At 62.4% G+C, this 21,806-nt stretch carries 14 protein-coding genes; 12 read left to right on the top strand and 2 right to left on the bottom strand.

Going from position 1 to position 21,806, the window contains the following annotated elements; all coding sequences use genetic code 11:
* Positions 1 to 457 precede the first annotated feature (457 nt).
* Together B2828_RS10130 and B2828_RS10125 are read left to right on the top strand one after the other, a co-directional pair.
* Entirely contained in the window at positions 458 to 2,770 is a 2,313-nt protein-coding gene (locus tag B2828_RS10130) for a beta strand repeat-containing protein (protein ID WP_479633611.1), read from the top strand.
* 25 nt (positions 2,771 to 2,795) lie between these two features.
* The gene (locus B2828_RS10125) at positions 2,796 to 3,806 is read left to right on the top strand and encodes a hydroxyacid dehydrogenase (protein ID WP_479633610.1); all 1,011 of its coding nucleotides are present in this window, start codon (positions 2,796 to 2,798) and stop codon (positions 3,804 to 3,806) included.
* A gap of 67 nt (positions 3,807 to 3,873) precedes the next feature.
* Here B2828_RS10125 and B2828_RS10120 read toward each other — a convergent pair whose 3' ends face one another.
* Positions 3,874 to 4,836 (bottom strand): helix-turn-helix domain-containing protein, encoded by a 963-nt coding sequence (locus B2828_RS10120; protein ID WP_479633609.1) that lies wholly within the window; start codon positions 4,834 to 4,836, stop codon positions 3,874 to 3,876.
* Positions 4,837 to 4,936: 100 nt separating this feature from the next.
* On the opposite strand from B2828_RS10120, the gene B2828_RS10115 reads away from it, so the two are divergent.
* Complete coding sequence (locus B2828_RS10115; RefSeq protein ID WP_479633608.1) at positions 4,937 to 5,572, top strand: isochorismatase family protein; 636 nt, start codon at positions 4,937 to 4,939, stop codon at positions 5,570 to 5,572.
* A 42-nt stretch (positions 5,573 to 5,614) separates the two neighbouring features.
* Here the strand turns inward: B2828_RS10115 and dnaE are convergent, their stop codons facing one another.
* Entirely contained in the window at positions 5,615 to 9,103 is a 3,489-nt protein-coding gene (gene dnaE / locus B2828_RS10110) for a DNA polymerase III subunit alpha (RefSeq protein ID WP_479633607.1), read from the bottom strand.
* Positions 9,104 to 9,222: 119 nt separating this feature from the next.
* On the opposite strand from dnaE, the gene B2828_RS10105 reads away from it, so the two are divergent.
* From B2828_RS10105 to B2828_RS10065, 9 genes are all read left to right on the top strand, one after another.
* Complete coding sequence (locus B2828_RS10105) at positions 9,223 to 9,834, top strand: hypothetical protein (RefSeq protein ID WP_479633606.1); 612 nt, start codon at positions 9,223 to 9,225, stop codon at positions 9,832 to 9,834.
* Between the two features lie 100 nt (positions 9,835 to 9,934).
* A complete protein-coding gene (locus B2828_RS10100; RefSeq protein ID WP_479633605.1) occupies positions 9,935 to 13,504 on the top strand; it encodes a translocation/assembly module TamB domain-containing protein in 3,570 nt (1,189 codons plus the stop codon).
* Between the two features lie 70 nt (positions 13,505 to 13,574).
* Positions 13,575 to 15,809 (top strand): outer membrane protein assembly factor BamA, encoded by a 2,235-nt coding sequence (gene bamA, locus B2828_RS10095; RefSeq protein WP_479633604.1) that lies wholly within the window; start codon positions 13,575 to 13,577, stop codon positions 15,807 to 15,809.
* 26 nt (positions 15,810 to 15,835) lie between these two features.
* Positions 15,836 to 16,723, top strand: a complete 888-nt coding sequence (locus B2828_RS10090; RefSeq protein ID WP_479633603.1) for a peptidase MA family metallohydrolase — start codon at positions 15,836 to 15,838, stop codon at positions 16,721 to 16,723.
* A gap of 43 nt (positions 16,724 to 16,766) precedes the next feature.
* A complete protein-coding gene (gene holA, locus B2828_RS10085; protein WP_479633602.1) occupies positions 16,767 to 17,927 on the top strand; it encodes a DNA polymerase III subunit delta in 1,161 nt (386 codons plus the stop codon).
* Between the two features lie 52 nt (positions 17,928 to 17,979).
* Positions 17,980 to 18,930, top strand: coding sequence for a UDP-glucuronic acid decarboxylase family protein (locus tag B2828_RS10080; protein ID WP_479633601.1), 951 nt, complete (start codon positions 17,980 to 17,982; stop codon positions 18,928 to 18,930).
* 105 nt (positions 18,931 to 19,035) lie between these two features.
* Positions 19,036 to 19,212, top strand: a complete 177-nt coding sequence (locus B2828_RS10075; RefSeq protein WP_479633600.1) for a hypothetical protein — start codon at positions 19,036 to 19,038, stop codon at positions 19,210 to 19,212.
* A gap of 6 nt (positions 19,213 to 19,218) precedes the next feature.
* Positions 19,219 to 20,901, top strand: coding sequence for an Amuc_1101 family PilM-like pilus complex protein (gene mul2B / locus B2828_RS10070; protein ID WP_479633599.1), 1,683 nt, complete (start codon positions 19,219 to 19,221; stop codon positions 20,899 to 20,901).
* Complete coding sequence (locus B2828_RS10065; protein WP_479633598.1) at positions 20,898 to 21,806, top strand: Amuc_1100 family pilus-like protein; 909 nt, start codon at positions 20,898 to 20,900, stop codon at positions 21,804 to 21,806. Before mul2B ends, B2828_RS10065 begins: the two co-directional genes overlap by 4 nt.

Raw genomic sequence — 21,806 nt, 5'->3', positions numbered from 1 at the left:
ATCCATCTATACATGGACTGGCGGTACTGATCTAAACTGGTCAACGCCGGGAAACTGGACGCCCCTGGGCAGCCCGACGTTGGGAGATACCGTCAATATTAACAATACGGCAACCAACCGGACGATCTATTATGATGCGGCCGCCTCTGGAACACTTGCGGCATTGAATATCACGCAGACGACCGTTGGTGGCACGAATACCCTTCAATTAGTCCGTGGCAGCAGCGGCACTTCCAGCCCGTCGCTATATTTAGCTAGTGACTTGAGCCTGGGCGGCGGAGTCTCTGGCGCAGCCTCGCTGCTCTGGCTCGACCCGTCTCTGGGCCAGACCGCTACGACGGGATCGACAATTAACTTGATGGTTGGTTTCGGTGGAACGGGTACCGTTACCTTAAACGCCGGTGGGCTGCTCACGCTGGGTTCATATGATAAAAGCGGGACCGTCAGCACATCGAATGTGTACGGGAATATTGCGATTTCCGGTGGCGTGCTCAGCCTGCCGCTGATGATCAACCCGGGCAGTCTGAGTCCCGGCGCGATTACGTTCAACATCAGCGGGGGCATCACTATGTCTTCGGGAACATTAGCAATGGCGGGTTCTTCCGGTGCCTCGCCCCGGTTGTGGATTGGAGGAAATTTTGCGGCGACCGGCGGCGTGATCAATCTCCCTAGCTATACAACCTTAATCCTCAAGGGAACCACCAACTCGATCAGCGGCAGCGCATCGCTAAGCGGCAACCCCGCCATCTGGCTGTATAACCAGAGCAGCGGTGTAAGTCAGAGTTTCAGCTCATCCGTGGCGGTTACCAATCTCACACTCCGCGGGGATGGAAGTTTGAATAACATCAGAACGATCAGTTCATCCTATGCGGGGACGGATCAATATCACACGATTAGTTTCGGTGCCTCTGCGGCAAACGGCACTACGACGATGACGCTGGGGTCTGATCTTTCATCCCAAGGGGGAGCTTCCGCTGGTATTGGCGCGGGAAGTTCGAACACGGTCAACTTCGCGATAGACCTCAACGGTCATGCCCTGGCTTTTAGCGGCGTTAATTGGGCTCCCACGAACGTTAGCGGTAATAGTTCGGTGCGGTGGTACATCAGCAATCTAAGCACCTCCTCCACTAGTATATTTACCGCCTCATCATTTGACTTCTCATCAGCAAGTCAGGTTAATGTCGGCGTAAATTCCACGGGTGGAGTCATCCTCTCGGCCACGGGAAACGCAACGAACAACCTCGGTCTTAGCACCAGTGGTACGATCGCGCCGAACTCCATCTTTCGCTATGTAGGCACTTCCGGAAGCCTGACTTCGGGGAGGACTATCGGGTGCCTTGAAATTGGCAATGGCACCAGCACCTCTACACTCAGTTTGGTGAGCGCTGCGCTGTCGGTCGGCGGAAATGTGAATGTCAAAACGAATAGCAATCTCGATCTCGCAGGCCAAAACCTCACCCAGACAGCCGTTTCCGGTGGGACCTCGGGAGGCCTCACGGGCGGTGGGCAAATCTATAATAACACCTCCGGCATCGCGACATTAACGTTGAACACCGCGAACGGGGGAGGGGTATTTTCCGGTGTGATTTCTGACCATACTACGGGCAGTGGCGTGGTGGCGCTGACTCTCGCGGGCGCTTCGGGAACGCAAACGCTTACCGGTATCAATACCTATAGTGGCGCGACTACGATTGGAGCGGGCAATACATTGCAACTAGGTAACGGCACTAGTGACGGCGTCATTTCCGATAGCAGCGCTATTAGCAATAGCGGGGCCTTGGTCTACAATGAGGCGGGTACGCACACGTATGGAGGGATTATTTCCGGCACCGGTACCGTGACGAAACTGGGTGCTGGCACTCAGATACTTTCCGGAAATAATACCTATACCGGAGCTACATCCGTGAATGCGGGTGAACTTAGCATAAACGGTTCCTTGGCCAGTAGCTCGGTGACGGTTGCGAGCGGGGCGCGTCTGAGCGGTAGCGGTAGTGTTAGTGGCGGCGTGATCGGTACGAGCGCTACGATCAACGGCAGCGGCCTGAACGTTGGGGCTACCAACCTCTACGGTTTAAGCACGCTGAGCGGGCACAACATCGCCAGCAGCGTTACGGTTGCGGGCGGGACCACTACATTGACCGGTACCACCAAATCCACCAGCACCCTTTCGGTTTCTGCGGGAGCCACGTTGAACGCCAACGGGACCATTCAGGGCAATGCGTCTATCCTGGGTTTGATGAAAGGTAACAGCACGGTGACTGGAAACCTTACCTTAACGAGTGGCACACTCGCCCCGGGCAACAGCGCCGGTATCACAACGGTCGGGGGCATTTTTACCATCGACGCCGCCTCTACGCTGGTAGCTGAAGTCGCCGGAACGGTCGCGGGGACGTCTTATGATCAGGTGAAGGTCAGCGGAAATGTTTCGCTTGCCGGAACGCTGGATCTAAGCGCGCTGAGTGGCTTGGTGCTGGGCAACACGGTGGTCCTCATCGACAACACCGGCACCTCCACGACAACGACCGGTTACTTCACGACGATCATCACAAGTGGAAGCACCTATGTCGTCAGTGCTTCCAGCAGTACCTATACATTTACCGTGGGTAGCACGGAATATGAACTTAACTATGCTGCAAACGCCGATAATGATGGCAAATATAACGACGTAACCTTGACCGTAGTCCCCGAGCCTAGCACCTGGGCTATTTTGTTGGGCGGCTTCGGCTCACTTGTCGCGTTCCAGCGTTTGCGCCGGAATGCCCCGCGGTGAATAGCGGTTATCAATAATTTGCACAATGGCTAAACCCAAAGGTCTATTCATCCTTGATCCAACGTGGTTCGATACCGTCTACGGCCCGGAAGAGCGCTGCGATCTCGGGAACCTGATCGACATACAGAACCGGCCATTCTCGCCAGATGTTATCAAGCGATTTCCAGAAATGCTGTCGGAGGTGGAGTTCGTTTTCTCCACTTGGGGGGGGCCGTGTCTTGATGCCGAATTTTTGGATGCGGCACCCAAGTTGAAAGCGTTCTTTTATGCCGCCGGGACCATCAAGTGGATCGCCACGGCGGAATTCTGGCGGCGGGAGATCCCCATTACAACGGCGTCCATCGCCAATTCCATTCCGGTGGCCGAGTTGACCCATGCGGAAATCATCCTCTCTCTTAAACGGGGGTGGTGGTATATGGATGAAATTCGGAAAAGAGGGGCATGGCCTAACAGCGTGGAGGAAAAAATCGAGGTGCCCGGAGCTTATCGTTCCACGGTCGGAATATTTTCGATGGGGACTATTGGCAGGATGGTTAGGGAAAAGCTTCGCGATTCGGATATACGGGTCATTGTTTACGATCCCTATATTAGTGAACGAGAGGCGGAGGGGCTCAATGTAGAGCTGGTTTCAATGGAAGAACTATTCCGTCGTTCCGACGTTGTTTCCATTCATGCGCCGTTGTTGAAGGAGACGGAATATTGCATCGGCAAGCCGCTCTTTGAGATGATGAAACCTAATGCAACGTTCATCAATACGGCCAGGGGGATGCTTGTGCGGGAAGAGGAGATGGTCGAGGTGTTGCAGAAGCGGCCCGACTTGTATGCGATATTGGACGTTGCCAAATGGGAGCCGCCGAAAGAGAACTCGCCTCTGTTTAAATTACCCAACGTCCGAATGACCCCTCATATCGCGGGAAGCATGAATCACGAGTGCCGAAGGATGGGCCATTTGATGGTCGAAGAGGCGGAGCGATTCCTCTCCGGGCAGCCAATGCGTTGGCAGGTGGTTCGAGAAAGGGCCCATATGTCCGCATAGGCTTGGGCTCCATTCGCATTAGGGTGTCATGGATAGCAGGGGAAACGGTATGAGAGAGTAAGTCCGACTATTCCTCGCCACGAAATTCTTTCCGATAGCGCGAGGGGGTGGTTTTTAGTTCGCGGCGGAAGTGGAAGCGGAGCGATTCTACGGAGCCAAAACCGGTCTTCTCCGCGACGAGCTCCATGGCTTGGGTCGTGGTTTCCAAAAGGCGCTGCGCCAGGGCGAGGCGTTGGGTCAGCAGCCATGCGCTCAGCGTGGTTCCGGTCGCGTTTCTGAAATGCCGGGTAAAGGTGCGGCGGCTCATGTGGATGCGGCGGGCCAGGCTGTCGATGGAGTGATCTTGCGCGAGCGTGCGCTGCATCCATTGCAGGCTTTCGCCGAGGCGGTCCTCTGTTCCGGGGCCGGGGACTGGTGTTTCGATGAACTGCGCTTGGCCGCCGGGCCGGTGAGGCGAGACGACAAGGCGCCGGGCCACGTGGCAGGCGGCTTCCGCACCGTGTTGTTTGCGCAAAAGATGCAGGCAGCAGTCGATGCCCGCAGCGACACCCGCCGAGGTGACGACGTCCCCTTCGTCTACGTAAAGCACGCCGGGCTTGACGTCGATGCGCGGGTAGCGTCGGGCGAGGTCGTCGGACCAGCCCCAGTGCGTGGTGGCGCTTCGTTCGTTGAGCAGCCCGGCGGCCGCGAGCACGTAGGTGCCCAGGCAAAGCCCGACGACGAGCCTGCCGCGACGGTGGGCAGCCCGGAGCGCGGACAGGAGAGCTTCCGGAGGGGCTTCAGCGGCATCGCGCCAGCTTGGAACGATAACCATGTCTGCCCGGCGAAGTTCCGCCATGGTGTGCGTGGGTAATATTTTAAAACCGGCCGTCGATGTGAGCGGCCCTTGTTCGGCGGCGCAGACCATGACTTTGAAGCGTGGCGCTCCCGGCGTGCCCGGTTCGTTTGAAAACACCATTCCGGGGATCGACAATAGGAAGGGGTTGATCCGGTTGTAGGCGATGACGGCGATGGTTTGGCGGGGTTTCATGGACGGCGCGGTGCGTTGGGAAAGGCGTGGCCCAGTTTGAACGAAAAATGTCCTTCGGGCCACTTTAATTTTTGAGCGAAAGCGGGCACGCTGATCAGCCATGAAACCGCAACTCAAACGAGCCCTGCTTCTCATCGACGTTCAAAACGATTACAACGGCGGCGCGCTGCCCATCGAATACCCGCCCGTGGAGGCCTCGCTTGCCCGCATCGGCGAGGCGATCGACGGTGCGCGGCGGCATGGCGTTGCCTTGGCTGTGGTTGATAACCCGCTTCCGGAATCCGCGCCGGTATTGGCCAAAGGCACCTTTGGCGGCGCGCTCCACGCCGTCGTGGCCGAGCGGGGGTGGGATTATTTTACCTCCAAGAGCCTCCCCAGCGCCCTGGCGGGAACGGGGCTGGAAGCGTGGCTGCGCGACCAGGGCATCGAGACCGTCACGGTGGCGGGCTACATGACGCACAATTGCGTGCTTTCGACCGTCCTGGACCTGGCGCACCGGGGGTTTGCGGTGGAACTGCTGGCCGACGCCGCGGGGTCGCTGCCGTACGCGAACCGCGCGGGAAGCGCCACGGCTGAGGAGATTCACCGGGTGGTCACCGTGGTATTGCAGAGCCGTTTCGCTGCTGTGCTCAACACCGCCGAGTGGCTGGAGTTCCTGGAGACGGGCGGGGAACCGGAGCGGGATTCCATCTACGCCTCCAACCGCCGCGCGCGGGGTCTGCCCGTGGTAGCGTAGCGAGGGAAACGAGGTGGCTGCTGTAGGTTTATATACTCATTCCTACACCGTCCAGGCCGCGAGGGCGGCCTCGGCTTCTTTTCCGATGCGGAATTCGTCGGAGGGGACGATCCAGACCGGCTTGCCTTCGCCGCCGGTGACGTGGATTTTTACCCGGCGGTTTCCGGGATATTTCCAGATAATATCCCGGATGCGCTCAAGGTCCTCGGGCAGCGCGGTGACGCGGTCGAGCTTGAGGACGAGCGGCTTTTCCACGCGCTCGGATTTTTTGACTGGCTTGACGTCGCTTGCTGTCAGGCGCGGACTCTCCTCGCGCTTGTCGAGGCGGCCAGTGATGGAGACGACTTCGCCTTGCACGAGCAGCGTGTTGGTTTTGTTGAAGGTCTCGCTCCAGACCATCACTTCGATGGAGCCGGTGAGGTCTTCCAGGTTCAGGATGGCGAATTGCTTGCTATCCTTTTTCGTGAACTTGCGCTCGACGCTGGCCAGGGCTCCGGCGACGACGACGGTGGCTTTGTCTTCCTGCTCGCCAAGGCCCGCGATGGGGAGGTACTTGCCGCTTTCCAGGACGCTGCGGTATTCGTCGAGCGGGTGGCCGGTAACGTAGAAGCCGAGCAGCTCTTTTTCGTAGGTGAGCTTCTCGGACTGGCTCCACGGCTGGACCACGGAGCCGGGGCGCTTCTTCGGCTTGGGGGCGGCTTCGAAGACGTCGAACATGGAGATCTGCCCCTGGGCGCGGTCGCGGTGGGCGCTGGCGGCGGCGGCGAGGGCTCCGTCGATCTCGCTGAATAGCTGGGCGCGCTCGACGCGGGTGAAGTCGAATGCGCCGCATTTGACGAGGCATTCGAGGCCCTTTTTGTTCATTTTCTTGGAGTCGACCCGGCCGCAAAAATCCTCCAACGACGCAAAGACGCCGTTGGTTTCGCGTTCAGCAATGGCCGCTTCCATCGCCGCCTCGCCGACGTTTTTGATGGCGGCCAGGCCGTAGCGGATGCCGCCGTGGTACTCAGTACCATCGGCCTTGGGCGGCAGTTCGCCCGTGAGTTTCTCGGGCGCGAACTTGAGGGAGCTTTTGTTGACGTCTGGGGCCATGATCTTGATCCCCATGCGGTCGCATTCGGTGACGAGCACGGAGATTTTCTCCGTGTTGGAAATTTCATTGCTCATCACGGCGGCCATGAATTCGACCGGGTAGTTGGCCTTGAGGTAGGCCGTCTGGTAGCTGACCCAGGCATACGCCGCCGAGTGGGAACGGTTGAAGCCGTAACCGGCGAATTTTTCCAGCAAGTCGAAGATCTCGTTCGCCTTGGGCTCGGGAATTTTGTGGAGCTTGCCGCAGCCGTCAACGAACTTGATGCGCTCCTTGGCCATCTTCTCCTTGTCCTTTTTACCCATGGCGCGGCGGAGCAAGTCGGCGCCGCCGAGCGTGTAGCCGCCCAGGACCTGCACGGCCTGCATGACCTGTTCCTGGTAGACAAAGATGCCGTAGGTATCGGCGCAGACTTTGGCCAGCAGCGGGTGGGCGTACTTGACCTTGGCCAGGCCTTTCTTGCGCTTGATGTAGTCCGGGATGAGGTCCATCGGGCCGGGACGGTAGAGCGCCAGGATGGCGTTGATATCTTCAATGTTCGTCAGGTCGAACTGGCGGCAGACGTTGACCATGCCGCCGGATTCCAACTGGAACACGGCGGTGGTGTCGCCGCGGTTGAGAAGGTCGTAGGTTTTCTCGTCGTCGAGCGGGATGGTGCTGATCTCGAATTCCGGCGTGTGCTTGCGGATGAGGTTCTGCGCGTCGGTGATGATCGTCAGGGTTTTCAGGCCCAGAAAGTCGCACTTCAACATGCCGACCTCGGTGGTCGGGGCCATGGAGTATTGGCTCACAATGGAGCCGTCGTTGGCGCGGGTCAGCGGGATGAAGTCGCTCAAGTCCCGCGAGCCGAGGATGACGCCCGCCGCGTGAACGCCGGTGCCGCGCGTGAGGCCCTCCAGCTTGACGGCCGCTTCCCACATCTGCTTGACGGCCGGTTCGTTGTCCACGGCGGCGCGCAGCTCGGGGTTCTTGTCGATGGCCCCGTCGATGTGCTTCATCTCGTGGGTTTCCTTGTCCATCTTTTCGAAGCCGGTGAGCGTGATGCCCAGCTCATTCGGGATCATCTTGGCGATGCGGTCGGCGTCGCCGTAGCTCCAGCCCATGACGCGGGAGACGTCGCGGATGACCGACTTTGCGCCCAGGGTGCCGAAGGTGATGATCTGCGACACGGAACGCTCGCCGTATTTCTGGCGCACGTATTCGATGACCTCGGGGCGGCGGTTGGGGCAGAAGTCGACGTCGATATCGGGCGGGCTGACGCGCTCGGGGTTCAGGAAGCGTTCGAAGAGAAGCTTGAACTCCAGCGGCTCGATGTCCGTGATGCCCATGGCGTAGGCGATGAGCGAGCCTGCCGCGGAACCGCGGCCTGGGCCGACGGGGATGCCGTGCTCCTTGGCCCAGTTGATGAAGTCCCAGACGATCAGGAAGTAGTTCACGAACCCCTGGCCTTCAAGGACCTTGATCTCCTTTTCGAAGCGCTCCTGCACCTCGGTGGAGTCGGCCTTTTCCTTGTAGCGGCGCTTGATGCCCGCGTCGACGATCTCGCGCAGGTAGCCGTTCTGAGTTTTCCCGGCGGGCGGCGCGAAGTCCGGGTACTTGGGCGAGGTATCGAGCTTGAAGTGGCAGCGCTCGGCGATGCGCAGGGTGTTGTCGCACGCCTCGGGGAGTTCGCGGAAGAGTTCGCGCATTTCCTCGGCGCTCTTGAAGTAAAGCTCGGTGCCGTAGCGCATCCGGCGTTCGTCGGCGACGTTGGAGCCGGTGCCGATGCAGATCAGGATGTCATGCGCCTCGTGGTCCTCTTTGTTGAGGAAGTGGACGTCGTTGGAGGCAACGAGGCCCAGGCCCAGCTCCTTGGCAAGCTTGGGCATGACGGCGTTGATTTTCCGCTGCGCCTCCATGCCGTGGTCCTGCATTTCGAGGAAGAAATTGTCTTTGCCCAGGATGTCGCGGTAGCGGGCGGCGAGGTCGCGGGCTTTGCCGTAGTTATCCTCCAGGATGGCGGCGGGCACCTGGCCCTTGAGGCAGGCGCTCAGGCCGATGAGGCCCTTGGAGTACTTTGCCAGGCAGTCGAAGTCGATCCGCGGCTTGTAGTACATGCCGTCCAACTGGGCCAGGGAGACGAGCTTGATCAGGTTCTGGTAGCCCTCTTCGTTTTCGGCCAGGAGGTTGAGGTGATAGGCGGCCTCGCGGGCGCTGGCGGCTTTACGCTCGGTCATCGAACCGGGGGCGATGTAGACCTCGCAGCCGAGGATCGGCTTGATCCCGGCTTTGTTCGCGTTGAGGTAAAAGTCGATGGCCCCGTACATGACGCCGTGATCGGTGATGGCGCAGGCGGGCATGTCGAATTTCTTCGCCTTCTTAATCAGGTCGGGAATGCGCACGGCCCCATCGAGGGTCGAGTATTCCGTATGGAGATGCAGATGGACGAAGGAATCGGACATAGTCGCATCAATATAGGCGGATTTTCGGCGAGGTGAAGCCCTCTTCATGAGATTGTCACGTTGCCAATCTTGGCCCGCCTCTGGCGCTCCTCTAGAAGAAAAGGATGGTTGTTTTTTCCATGCAAAATCTAAGGCTCTGGATGCGGAGCGTTGTGGGCTTGGCTGGCTTGGCGGCGCTGGGGCTTCTTTTCGGCTGCCAGACGGTTAAGGAAGCTCCGTCGTCGGATTTGCCGCTCGACCCCCAGACGGGGGCTTGTGTCGATCCCGGCAGCGGGCTGGTATTTCCCAAGGGCCTCGATGGGCAGACGCGGGTTTCGGTGACCAAGGATGCTCCGTACAAGGGCTGTTTGCAGGTTTACTACGAGAAAAAGCAAACCCCGACGGCCACCAACCAACTCAACTATTTTTTGCATTGCCGGGTCTACGTCATTCCGAAGTCGATGATTACCCCGGACGGCTGGATCAAAGAGATGCTGAAGGGGGTCCAGGAGAAGCCCAACTTTGTCCGCGAGGAATACCAGGGTCGGCGGATCTTCGGCAAAGAGAGCGCCTTGGTGGCCCAGGCGGCGTTTGATCGGCCCGTTTGGAACGACCGCGCCTTGGTGAAGCTCGCGGTGGTCGAGCGCGGGAGCTATCTCGTCGGTTTTGATTTCGGGATTGCCGCCGTTTACGAAAAGGAATGGCAGCCGTCGATCGACCGCTTCATCGCTGCGATCCTGGAGGGCCGGTAGGGAAATAAGCTGAATAATCTCCGCGGAATCCAGTCTAAGGAAAGCCGAGGCATTGCGTTTTTCACAAGCGCTTTTATGCTAGGCCCATTTCTTAAGAAACATGCCGGATTCCGCTCCATCAGAGGCTCACTCGAAGGCTCCCCGTCGCTCCAGGGCGAAATGGGGGCGCCTGTTCTGGCGGGGTGGGCTCCTGGCGACGCTCCTTTTGCTGGTGTTTCACCAGATGATCCTGCGGGCCGTCATCTGGAATGCCGTCGTCCGGCTCGCGGCGAAGCACCAGGTGACGCTGACGGGCGATCTCCGGGGCAGCGTCTGGACGCACCTGACGCTCCAGGACGTCCACGCCGTCTCCTACGGCCCCGTCCCGTTCGACGCCATCGACGTTGACCGCCTGCGCCTGGAGTACAGCCTCTGGACCCTCCTGCGGCGCGGCCCGGCCCGGGCGTTGACCTACTACAACCTCCGCAACGCCAAGCTCCAGCTGGCCCCCATCCGCAGCAGCACCGACGAGGAGAAAAAGCTGGCCCATTTTCTGCGCAACATCCTGCAGCAGCCCGCCATGTATAGCGACCGGGCGCAGATCGAGAACTTTAACCTGAGCATCCGGACCCGCCACGGCATGTACGTCTGGAACGACATCCACGCGCTGCTGGACCCAGACCGCGAGGGGTATATCCGCATCGGTCAGCTTGATCTGCCCGGCTACGGCTCGTGGAGCGGCCTTCGCACGAACGCCACTTACGTTAACCGCCACCTGGTGCTGCGGGATTTCGATATCGGCAAGGAGATCCACGGCGTGCGCATGGATTTCGACGCCTCCCGGCGCGACCAGGGGGTCAGCTCGTTCTCCTTTGAGGGCACCGTGCTCGGGGGTGACCTCGGGGTGTTCCTCTGGGGGCGCGACCTTTCCGGAGCGAACCGCCGGGTGCAGGTCAACGCCTACCTGGCCAATCTGCCGCTGGGGACGCTCGGGCGGCACTTCGGCTGGAAGGTGCCGCTCTCCGGGCCGCTGAGGGAAGCCTGGGTATCGCTGGAGGGCGATCCGCGCAACCCGGCGGCGTGGCAGGGGGATATCGTTTTTAACACGGAAAACGCCACCGTGGGGACGCTCGCGCTGGACGAGGCCTCGGGGCGCTTTTTGCTGAGCGGGGGGCGGGTCCGGCTGCAAGGCATCAAGGCCTCCACCGGCGCGAACCGTTTCGCGTTTGACGGCGAGTACCAGCTCCCAACCAAATGGGCCGAGGTCCGCATCGACGGCTTGCGCGGCACCTTTGACCTGAACGCGTCCGACCTCGCCCGGCTCGATCCCCACCTTACCGGCGGCTCGATCGAGGCCTGGGGAAGCCTGCGCGTTGAGGGGCAACGCCTGTTGGTGGAGGGTTCGGGCAACGCGGTGAACGTCGCCGGCGCGGAATTCGGCCTCAAGCAGGCCAGCCTGGGCTTCAGCGCCTCGCGGCCCCTCGGGCCCATCAACGCCGACCACCCGTGGCACGAGGGCCTCGGGGGGGGCCTCTGGCTCGACGCCGGGAATATCTATTTCCGCCAGTTCCTCGCGCGCCAGATTCGCTTGGAGCTGCCGCTGGAGAAGGGCCTCCTGCACCTAAAAGGAGGGCTCCTCGATCTCAACGGCCACGACAAACTCACCGCCGATGGCTGGCTCGCCCTGGACCACCCCCACGCCTACGAAGCCAGCCTGAAAGGCTCCGTAGAGGATATCGCCCTCTTCCAGCCCTTTTTCCAGACCCCCATCGGCGGCGCGCTTGAGGTCGACTGGCGCGGCTCGGGCCGCATCGCCGCCATGCGCCACCGGGGCGAGGGGAGGGTAACGCTCAGGCACGGCTGCTGGGGGAAATTCACCGGCGTCGATGGCGAGGTGGCCGGGAGCTACTCTCCGGAGAGCGTCGAGATCACCGCCCTGAAACTCGCCAGCGACCAGGGGACGCTGCAAGCCGGGGTGCGCCTCCACGATCAGCGCCTTCACGTCAACGACCTGCGCCTTACCGTGGGCGGGCAGACCACCGTCACCGGCAGCCTCAGCTTCCCGCTCGACCTGCGCAACCCGACCGATCCCGGAACGCTCCTTCCGCCCACGGAGCCGATCGAAGCGGCCCTGACGTTGGAGCCGGTTGACCTCGCCAAGCGCTTCCCGGCCTCCCGCCCCGGCCTCGCCGTGCGCGGGGCGCTCCAGGGGACCTTCAAGGCCGCCGGGACCCTCTCCGAGCCCGACCTCACCGCCCAGTTCGACGCCCGCAACCTCCAGAGCGGCGCGGCGGAGAAACTGCCCCCTGCCGCCGGTTCCGCGCAGATCACCTATAAAGACGGGCGCCTGGCCCTCTCCGGTTCGCTTGCCCAGCCGGGCTTGAGCCCGCTGCTTTTCAAGGGCTCCATGCCCGCCGACCTGCGCCAGCTGATCCGCGAGCGCAAGCTCGATCCGCAAGCCCCCATCGCCGGGTCCATCAAGCTGCCGCCTTCGCCCGCCGGGATCTTTGCCCCCTTCCTGTCCGGCATCCGCTACCTGGAGGGCCGCATGAGCGTGGACGCCACGGCGCGCGGCACGCTCTCCCAACCGATCCTAAGCGGCGGCGTAGCCATGGACCTCGGGGCCATCCGCTTCACCAGCCCCGCCGTCCCCGGGGTTGACCACCTCCTGTGCGACCTGCGCTTCAACGGCAACGAACTGACCTTCCAGCGCTTCAGCGGAGCCATCGCGGGGGGGCCCTTCTCCGTCACCGGCAAGGTCAAGCTGGAGCCGCTCACCAACCCGCAGCTCGACCTCCGCCTGCAATCCCAGGGGACCCTCCTGGTGCGCAACGACACGCTGACCTTCCGCAGCAACGCCGATCTGCACTTCACCGGCCCGCTGGGCACCGCCAACGTCAGCGGCAGGCTCGGCATTAACAAGAGCCGCTTCTTCCGCCAAGTCGAGATCCTGCCCATCGGCCTGCCGGGCCGCCCCGCGCCGAAACCGGCCCTCGGGGGCTACCAATTCTCCACCACCCTCACGCCCTTCCGCGACTGGACCTACAACGTCATTCTCCAGACCGACGAGCCCTTTGTCGTCAAGGGCAACCTGGCCGACGGCGCCCTCCAGGCCCACCTGCGCCTTGGCGGCAGCGGCCTGGCCCCCACGCTCGACGGCGTGGTGTGGGTCGATAACCTGGTCGCCTCGCTCCCCTTCAGCACCCTTAGCGTCGACCACGGCGCGCTCTACTTCTCCGGCAACGCCTCGCTCAACCCGTCCCTCGACATCCACGGCTCCTCGCGTATCCGGGATTACAACGTCAACGTCTACCTCTACGGCACCGCCCTGGAGCCGCAAACGCTCTTCACCTCCGAGCCCTCGCTGCCGCAGGAAGAAGTCGTCACGCTCCTGGCCACCGGAGCCACCACGCGCGACTTCCAGCAAAACAACCAAGCCGCCACGGGCCGCGCCGCCGCGCTCCTTTTCCAGGACGTCTACCGCAAAGTCTTCCCCCGGCGCACCGCCCCCAGCAACAGCGCCAACCCGTTTGACTGGTTCTCCCTCGACGTCGGCGGCGTCGATCCGCGCACCGGCAAACAGGAGCTCATGGGGAAGCTCAAACTCTCCAACGCCTACCAGATCGGCGCGGGCGTCGACATGCAGGGCGACATGCGTATGCAACTGCAATACTTGATCCGCTTTCGGTAGTATGACTCAATCGAAGCCCAGTCATACCGCATTGCGCAAAGGAATCTTTTGGCACATTTTATTCCTGGCCTTGCTCCTACCCCTCGGGCTCCGGGCGCAGACGCCCGTGACCGTCCAGGAGCCGACCCCGCTGCCGGGCGTTTCGCCCCGCCCCAGCCCCGCTCCGTCGCCCAAGGGCCAGCCCTCCCTGCCGCCCCTGCCCACGCCGCCGGAGATGCCGCTCTCCCGCAATGCTCAGGCCGAGCGCGAAAAGCCCCTCCAGCCCACGCCGGAAAACCCCGCCCCCGTCGAGCCCTACCAGCCCGCCCTGCCGCTGGCCACCCCCACGCCCCGCCCGGTCAAGCTCTCCCGGCTCACCCTCATCGCAGAGGGAGCCAAGGCGTTTAACTCCAACCAGATCCACGCCGCCTTGGCCGACCAACTCACCGCCATCGAAGAATCCGGCCTCTCCCCGGCGCTGGCCGACGACGCCGCGTTTTTCCTCGGCGTCTTCTACCGGCAGCACGGCTACTCCCAGGCCGAGGTCACCTGGACCATCGCCAGCGGCTCCACCCTGCGCCTGACCATCCGCGAGGGCCCGCTGACCCAGCTCGGTACGATCCGCTTCGAAGGCAACGCCCACCTGCCCTCCGCCACACTGCTCGACTACGTCACCGGCGCCATCCGCGAGCGCTTCCCCGGCCGTCGCCGCAAAAACCAGGTCCTGCCCTACATCGAGAGCGACCTTAACAGCGGCGTCGGGCGGCTGCGCGGCCTTTACCAATCCGAGGGCTTCCTCGACGCCGTCGTCGACCCGCCGCAAGTCACCCTTTCCGCCGACAAAACCCGCGCCAACGTCGTCATCGCCATCCAGGAAGGCCAGAAGTACCGCTTTGGCAAAATCACCTTCGAGGGCGACATCATCTTCTACCCCGAGGCCGAGCTGCGCAAAGAAATGGAGGTCTTCACCACCAAGCCCTTCACCCCCCTGGCCGTTACCAACCTGGAGCGCAAAATCGTCTACTTCTACAAACGGCGCGGCTACTTCACCGCCGAAGTCCACGGCCAGGCCGACCCCGCCCAGGCCGTTGGCGGCGCCGTGCCCGTCAAATTCGTCGTCAAAGCGGGCGAAGTCTACCACTTCAAAGGCATCTCCCAAAAGGGCCTCGGGCGCCTGCGCGCCAGCTTCCTGGAGAACCGCTTCAAGCGGCTGGAGGGGAAAGTCTACGACCCCGACGAAGTCGAAAAACGCTACCGGCGGCTCATGGGCACCGGCCTCTTCACCAACCTGCGCCTCACCCAGACGCCGTTGCCGGGCAACGAAGTGGGGCTCGACTTCCAGGTCGAAGAAGCCAAGGCGCGCGAAGTCGGCTTCTCCATCGGCTATGCCAAAATCGACGGCGCGATCTTCGGCGTCCGCTACACCGACCGCGACCTTTTTGGCAACGGCCGCCCGCTCACCTTCGACACCGAGATCGCCCAGAAACTCCTGCGCGGCGAGCTCGCCTACACCGACCCGTGGATCCTGGAGAGCGACTACACCCTGCGCCTGCGCCTCTACGCCTTGAACCAGGACCTCGATGGCTATTCCAAAATCGAGACCGGCTTCCGGCCCGAGCTTACGCGCAAAATCGGCGAGCACCTGGAACTCGGCGCCTTTGCGCTCACCCGTGCGGTCAATATCAAGAAAGTCGATATCGCCGAAGCCGACCTCGGCACCACCGTCTACCGCACCGACAGCGTCGGCCTGAGCGCCACCTACGACACCCGCGACAGCGTGCTCAACCCCCGGCGCGGCTACGTCCTCAATGCCACCGGGGACTACGCCTCCACCCTCTTTGGCAGCTCACTGAAATTCGTGCGCGGCACCCTCCGGGGCTCGTACTACCTGCCGGTGGGGCGCGATTCGCTGCTCGCCTTCGGCTTGCGCGGCGGGGAGATCGCCCCGCTCAACGGCAGCGCCGCCCTGCCCATTGACGAACGCTTCTTCAACGGCGGCGCCACCTCCGTCCGCAGCTTCGTGGACCGCACCCTGGGCCCCAAGGACGTCAACGGCCATCCCGTCGGCGGCGAGACCTTCACTGTCGCCAATGTCGAGTTCGTAACGCCCATCCGCGATAACTTCGACCTCGCCCTCTTCGGCGATGCCGGGTCCACCGGCCGCCGCCTCAGTTCCGAGCTGGGCCAGACGGGCTTCGCCATCGGCCCGGGCTTGCGCTACCGGCTCCCCATCGGCCCGATCCGCTTCGATTACGGCTGGAACCCTGCCCGCCAGCCCAACCAGCCGACCGGCGCGTGGCATTTCAGTTTTGGGTTTGCTTTTTAGCCCCAGACCCGGGAGAAGGAGACTCTATGACAATCGGAGCACGGAGCACACTCTCGCTGGTGGCGGCCCTGGCGATGGGCCTTTCCCCAGCCATTGCCGCCTTGGATGAAGCGCCGCGCGAGGTGCGGCTGGAGGAGAAGAAGCTCGAGGCCCTCTCCGCCTTCTCGATGGACGAACTGGCCCTCAAAGCCCTCGCCCTCGCGCCCCAGAAATGGAAGCACGCCGAGACCCCGCACTTCATCGTCCACTACCGCCGCGCCACCGAGGCGCAGAAAGTCGTTCGCGAAGTAGAGTACGACCTCTGGTTCGCCGCCCGGGCGCTCGGAGCTTCCAACGAGCAGATCGCGCACAAATCCCACGTCTTCATTTTCCAGGACCGGCGGGAATGGGAGGAGTTCCGCGGGCAGGTCGGCTTTATGGAATGGTCCGGCAGCGTGGCCTGCGCGGGCAACCTCTACCTGCACATCGGCGGCATGGGCGAGAATTTCGACAGCCGCACCCTGGCCCACGAAACCGCCCACGTCGTCGTCGAGCGCGTCTACCCCGGCCACCGCTGGCCCAACTGGCTCAACGAAGGCTTCGCCGAGTACTGCGGGGGCGCCAGCATCGCCACGCGCAAGCAAGTCTGGGCCAAGGGCATCCTCCCGCCGTTCGACGACGCCACCTACCCCCTCGAAGAACTCACCGCCATCAAAGGCTACCCCAAGAATCGGGAAGACATCCGGCGCTTCTACCAGACCAGCGAAAAGCTCGTCTGCTTCCTGCTCGGCGACCTCCCTCCCGAGCGCTTCCCGCAACTAGTGGGCGAGATCATTGCCGGGACGCCCTTTGCCGCCGCCGCCGCGAAAGTCTACGGCGATCAAGTGGGCGACTACCTCGGCCTGGTCCGGCGCTACAACCGGTTTTCCAGATAGCCTTGATTGTTGCGCCCCTTTGTCCGTAAATTCCCGCTCTTCCATGCCAGCTCCCGCCAAACGCTCCCCCTCCAAAAACGCCGCCGCCCCCTCCGGCATCCATGCCGTCGTCGGGTCGGACGAAGCCGAGGTCAAGCGCATCGCCTTGCAGCGGGCAGGGGAGATGACCCCGCCGGGCGCGGGCGACCTCGCTTGCGAAATCATCGACGGCGTGGCCGACAACGCCGATGCCGCCTCCACCCGCGTTCACCAGACCCTCGAGGCCATCCTCACCCTCCCCTTCTTCGGCGGCGACAAGCTCGTCTGGCTCAAAAATGCGAACTTCCTGGCCGACAACGTCACCGGCCGTTCCGCCGCCGTGCTCGACGCCCTGGCCCGCCTCGCCGAGACCCTCGAAACCGGCCTCCCCGCGGGCGTCAAGCTCCTCATCAGCGCCCCGGAGGTAGACAAGCGCCGCGCCTTCTACAAAGCGCTGGGCAAAGTCGGCACGCTGGAGGTTTTCGACAAGCTCGACACCAGCCGCAGCGGTTGGGAAGACGAAGCAGGCTCCATCGTCGGCCATCGGGCCCGCGCCCTCGGCCTCCGCTTCGACCCCGACGCCCTGGAACTCTTCGTACTCCAGACCGGCGGCGACTCCCGCCAGATCGATAACGAACTGGAAAAACTCGACCTCTACCTCGGCCCTGATCGACGCGAAGTCGCCCCCGCCGACGTCCGCCTCATGGTCCCGTCCTCCCGCGCGGGCGTCGTCTTCGAGCTTGGCAACGCCCTGGCCGCCCGCGACTTGGACGCCGCGCTCGCCCTCGTCGATCAGCTCCTCTTCCAAGGCGAGACCCCGATCGGCATCCTGCTCGTGGCCGTCATCCCCACCGTGCGCAACCTGCTGCTAGCCAAGGACCTCATGGTGCGCCACCGCCTCAGCCGCCCCTCCGCCCCGTTCCACTTCACCGGCGCGCTCAACCGCCTCCCCTCCACCGCCACCGACCACCTCCCACGCAAAAAAGACGGCGGCCTCAACACCTACGCCCTCGGCCTCGCCGCCATGCACGCCCACCGCTACGAAATCGCCGAGCTGCGCGCCGCCCTTGCCGCCTGCCTCGCGGCCAACGTCTCCCTGGTCACCAGCAGCCTCGACCCCAAGACCGTCCTCACCGAAATCGTGGTCAAAATTGCCGCTCCTGACGCGCTTCCCGCGCTCTCTTGAAAATCTTCTCTTCCCATTTTACGTATTCCGTTACTAATCTAGAACCCAAGCTATGAGCACCAAACCTTCGCAAAAGATCTCTCTTGTCACCGGCGGCGCCGGATTCCTGGCATCTCACCTTACCGACCGTCTCCTTGCGGAGGGCCACCGCGTTATCGGCATCGACAACTTCATCACCGGTAGCCAGGACAACATCGCCCACCTCGCGGGCAACGAGAACTACCGCTTCATCAAACAGGATGTGACGGAGTACCTCTTCATCGACGAGCCCCTCGACTACGTCTGGCATTTCGCCTCCCCGGCCAGCCCCATCGATTACCTTGAGCACCCGATCCCGACCCTCAAAGTCGGCTCGCTGGGCACCCACAACGCCCTCGGCCTCGCCAAGGCCAAGAAAGCCGCCTTCATCATCGCCTCCACCAGCGAGTGCTACGGCGACCCGCTCGTCCACCCGCAGACCGAGGACTACTGGGGCAACGTCAACCCCATCGGGCCCCGCGGCGTCTACGACGAAGCCAAGCGCTTCGCCGAGGCCATCACCATGGCCTACCACCGCTACCACCACGTCAATACGCACATCGTGCGCATTTTCAACACCTACGGGCCCCGCATGCGCCTGCGCGACGGCCGCGTCGTCCCCGCCTTCATCGGCGAAGCCCTCACCGGAGCCCCCATCACCATCTTCGGCGACGGCTCCCAGACCCGCTCCTTCTGCTACGTCAGCGACTTGATCGACGGCATCTACCGCCTCATGCTTTCCGACTTCCACGAACCGGTCAACATCGGCAACCCGCGCGAAATGACCATTCGCGAATTCGCCGAGCAGATCATCAAAATCACCGGCAGCCACTCCACCATCGAGACCCACCCGCTGCCCGTCGACGACCCGAAAGTACGCAAACCCGACATCACCCGGGCACGGAAACTGCTCGGATGGGAACCCAAGGTCACCTTCGAAGAAGGCATCGTCAAAACGATCGACTACTTCCGTCCCCGGGTTTAATCCCAGGGACAGGCATAAGTCGGCTCTTGAAAAAGGCCGACTTTTGCTTTGCCTTCCGAAGCGGGATCACGCATAAATTTATTTCGCCCCCTTTTTTCCCCCACCATGAAAGAGTTTACGCTTCTCGCGCTAACGCGCCCGGCCGCTGCCCGTGCAGACGTCGCCGGGGCGAGTCTGCCCCAGTCCAAGACCGGGAATCGCATCGTCGGCGTCCGTCGTTCGGGCGTCGGAGCCTGCGATTTACTCCAGCGGATGCCTCTAAACCAGGTGCGGGTGCGTTAACAAATCATGGCTGCGCCTCAACGTATCTACTGCTTGAGTCTGGGTTCCCAGACCGTCCGACTTGCCGAATTTATCCGGGACCCCCAGGGAGGCCTGATCCTCTCGGGCTACCGCACCGCCGAATTGCTCGCTGATCCCGCCCAGGACATCACCCGGGTCGCCCAGACCAGCGTCATCCTCAAGGAATTCGCCGCGAATCTGAAAGCCTCCGGAGCCGCGGTCAACTACTCCATCCCCGCCCAGTCCGTCTTCACCCGCTTCGTCAAGCTCCCCTCCGTGGGCGAGGAACAGATCGACCAGATCGTCGCCTTCGAAGCCCAGCAAAACGTCCCCTTCCCCATCGACGAAGTCGTCTGGGACTACCAACTCGTCACCTCTCCCGACCCGGGCAAACTCGAAGTCGTCTTGGTGGCCATCAAGAGCGACCTGCTCGAAGAGCTCAACGAAGCCGTCCAGGACGCCGGCTTCCGCACCGAAGTCGTCGACGTCAGCCCCATGGCGCTCTACAACGCCTACCGCTACAACTACAGCGACCTCTCGGGCTGCTCGCTCCTGATCGACATCGGCTCGCGCACCACCAACCTGATCTTCATCGAGGCCAAGAAAGTATTCTCCCGCTCCATCCCGATCGGCGGCAACACCATCACCGCCGCCATCGTCAAAGACTTCAACGAACCCTTCGGCCAGGCCGAGGAGCGCAAAAAGCGCCAGGGCTTCGTCAGCCTGGGCGGCACCTACGCCGAGCCGCAAGACCCGGAAATCGCCCGCGTCTCCAAGCTCGTGCGCAACTCCATGACCCGGCTCCACGCCGAGATCACCCGGTCCATCTCCTTCTACCGCTCCCAGCAGAGCGGCAGCCAGCCCGAGCGCGTCTTCCTGTGCGGCGGCGCCGTCGCCATGCCCTACATGCGCGAATTCTTTAGCGAGAAACTCGCCCTGCCCATCGAATTTTTGAACCCCCTGCGCAACGTCGCCGTCGACAAAGGCGTTGACGTCACCGAAATCGTCCGGGACGCCCACCTGCTGGGCGAACTCGTCGGCCTCGGCCTGCGCAGCGGCTCCGAGTGCCCCATGGAGCTCAACCTCCAGCCCGCCAGCGTCGTTCAGGCCAAGGAGACCGCCGCGCGCGTTCCCTGCCTCGTCGCCGCGGGCCTCTGCCTCTTCGCCATCCTGGGCGGCTGGTGGGCCTACTTCGCCCACGGCACCACCGTCCAGCGCGAAGTCACCGCCAAGCTGGAAGAGAAAATCGCCGGCCTCGAATCCGTCAACGCACAGTTCTCCAAAATCCGGGCCACCATCAAAGCCAAGCAGGAAGTCGCCGCCCCGCTCACCGCCGCCGTCGACGACCGCCAGTACTGGCTGAGCATGATCGAGGACATCAACTCGCGCCTCCCCGACCGCTCCATCTGGGTTTCCTCCCTGGACATCGAAATCCCGAAAGAAACCCCCTCCGCCGCCAACAACAAAAACGCCAAGGGCCCGCAAAAACCCGTCCTCGTGCTCAAAGGCATGTATGTTGACGCGCAGAACTCCCGTGGAGTTGGCATCGTCGACGACTTTTCCAACGCCCTGGCCAAATCGTCCTACTTCACCGTCCAGCCCACCAAAGAACGCAGCACCATGCAGCCGGACGAATGGGCCGCCACCTACACGATTCGCCTTACCCTTAACAAGTCCCTCGTGCCATGAATCTGGGTCAGAACAAGTTTTTCACAATCTTCGGAGCCGTCGTCGGCCTGGGCACCCTGGGCCTCGGATGGGCAGTCTACTCCTCCTACAGCGCCTACGACGAAGCCAACACCGCCTTCAACGAAAAGAAGGACCGCCTAAGCGAACTGCAATCCCTTCCGCTCTACCCGGAGCCCTCCAACGTCAAAATCCTCAAGGACCAGGAAAAGATCGCGGATGAATCCGTCGTTGCCCTTCACGAGAAGCTCGTGCCGATGGCCTTCCCGCTCGATCCACTCACGCCCGAGCAGTTCCAGGACCAGCTCAACGCCTCTGTAAAATCGCTCGCCGAAAAAGCCGCCAAAGCCGGAGTCGTCTTCCCCGATAAACTCAACCTTGGGTTCTCCGAATACCGCACCTCGGTACCCAAGCCGGAAGCCGCCGCCGCTCTTGGCCGCCAGCTCAAGTGCATCGAGCTGGTCATCTCCACCATGATCGACCGGAAAGTCGCCTCCATCGAAGCCATCACCCGGCCCCAGCTGCCCGAGGAAGCCGACGCCGCCAAAGCCCCCGCCCCCATCGACCCGAAACAGAAGGGCAAAGGCAAAGCGGGCGCCACCCCCGTCCCGCTCGTCAGCAAGTACCCGTTCACCGTCAAATTCGTCGGCGAACAGCAGGCCTTCCAGGACGTCATCAACGACCTCTCCAAGAGCACCCAGCAGTTTTACATCATTCGCAACGTCAAAGTTGAGAACCAGCAAGCCAAACCGCCAAAGCGGGGCGACGCCGCCAAAAAAGCGACCCCGACGCCCACCCCTGGCGCTCAAGCGCAAGCCGACAAACTCAAATACGTTCTCGGTATTGAAAAACTTAACGTGACCCTGGACTTCGACACTGTCGTCTTCGCCAGCAACCTGCCGAAATAA

The sequence above is a fragment of the Spartobacteria bacterium UBA695 genome, assembly GCA_002298145.1.
In the GTDB taxonomy this organism is placed as follows: Bacteria; Verrucomicrobiota; Verrucomicrobiia; order Chthoniobacterales; family Chthoniobacteraceae; genus UBA695.
Note: the sequence above shows the minus strand (reverse complement) of the source record. Positions and strands in the feature narration are given on the sequence as shown.